Genomic DNA, 1,471 nt, shown 5'->3' with positions numbered 1-1,471 from the left:
GGTAGTGACCCCTTAAAGTTAGAGTTTTTATTATGCAGCTAATTGGCTGGCATGTTTTCGGTAATTTACTGGACTCATGCCGGCCAATTTTTGTTTTATACGAACATTATTATAATAATTGATATACTCTTTTATTTTCTTTTGTAATGTTTCGTAAGAGATTAATTGTTCTCCATAATACATTTCTTGTTTTAATAAGCTAAAGAAGTTCTCCATGGCCGCGTTGTCTGCGCATGTTGCTTTACGAGACATGCTTTGAAAAATCCTGTTCTGCCTTAATGTTCTCACCCATGTATTATGTTGATAATGCCATCCTTGATCTGAGTGAATAGTTGTCCGATATTCAGCACGCTTTTGAATGATTGGAAGTACTTGTTTAAGTGAATCTAAAACAAAATCTAAGCTTGGCCGTTTTGACATACTAAACCCAATAATTTCACCATTATATAAGTCCATTATTGGACTTAAATATAATTTTTCATCATCCGTACATTTAAATTCAGTTACATCAGTCACCAATTTTTGAAGGGAATATGGTGTTCTGAATCTACGATTCAAAAGGTTTTTAGCGACTTTTCCAACTGTTCCTTTGTAGGATTTATAGCGTGATTTACGTATGAATTTTACACATTTCAACCCTAGGTTTTTCATAATTCGTTGTACCTTTTTATGATTAATTATGTGTCCTTGCACTCTTAATTCCGCATGAATTCGGCGGTAGCCATATCGCCCTTTATGTTGTTCAAAAGTCTCTAAAATTAAGGCTTTCCACTCTACATCTGGATCTTCTTGCCTCATCAGTTTGATATGATAATGATACGTTGCTTCTGGAATATCCACTTGTTTTAAAATATCTTTTAATCGAAATCCTTCTTGTTTAAGTTCGAATGCGATGGCAGCTTGTGCTTTTCGAGGAAGGCATCTGGATTCTCTCGAAAAGCCTTCAACTTTTTTAAATAAGCTACCTCTAAACGAAGCAGTTCATTTTCGCGTTCTAGCTGCTCCTCACGTGACATTGTTTTTTCTTGGTTATTCACTGTTGTTTTTTGTTTCTTAGACATGGATGGGCGCCCCTTTGGTTTGCTTTGCAGGCCCTCTATCCCTTCTTTTAAAAACCGATGATACCAACTAGCAACTAAAGTTGGATCATTCAAGTTAAAGTGAATCGCAGTATCTTGATGGGAAGCACCTGTTCGTTTCATATAGCTTAATACATCTAATTTAAATTGAACAGAATAAAACTGCTTCGTTTTCTTAACGGATAGGCCACTACATCCAAACTCTTTATAAGCACGTACCCATTTCCTTAACGGTGTAGCACCGACACCATATTTTTTCGCTATCGCTCTATATCCTAGTGAGCCACTTAAATATTTTTGAACCACCATCAATTTAAATTCTTCATTATATTTAGTCATAAAAAATCACCCCAAAAGTTAGTTTTTTACTCTAACTTTTGGGGTGCAGTACC

The 1,471-nt window shown here is 35.4% G+C and carries 1 protein-coding gene and 1 pseudogene; both read right to left on the bottom strand.

Going from position 1 to position 1,471, the window contains the following annotated elements; translation table 11 throughout:
• Positions 1 to 30: 30 nt before the first annotated feature.
• A pseudogene (locus JOD29_RS20210) lies at positions 31 to 897 on the bottom strand (IS3 family transposase); the annotation flags it as partial.
• Complete coding sequence (locus JOD29_RS20205; protein ID WP_124767067.1) at positions 858 to 1,418, bottom strand: helix-turn-helix domain-containing protein; 561 nt, start codon at positions 1,416 to 1,418, stop codon at positions 858 to 860. The pseudogene JOD29_RS20210 and the gene JOD29_RS20205, both read right to left, overlap by 40 nt.
• Positions 1,419 to 1,471 lie beyond the last annotated feature (53 nt).

Source organism: Lysinibacillus composti, assembly GCF_016908465.1.
Taxonomy (GTDB): Bacteria; Bacillota; Bacilli; order Bacillales_A; family Planococcaceae; genus Ureibacillus; species Ureibacillus composti_A.
The sequence above is the reverse complement of the archived record's forward strand: the minus strand, read 5'-3'. Positions and strand labels throughout refer to the sequence as shown.

Bases quoted from the DNA above. Each gene is read 5' to 3' on its own strand.
- JOD29_RS20205 (WP_124767067.1), bottom strand. From the start codon at position 1,418: ATGACTAAATATAATGAAGAATTTAAATTGATGGTGGTTCAAAAATAT.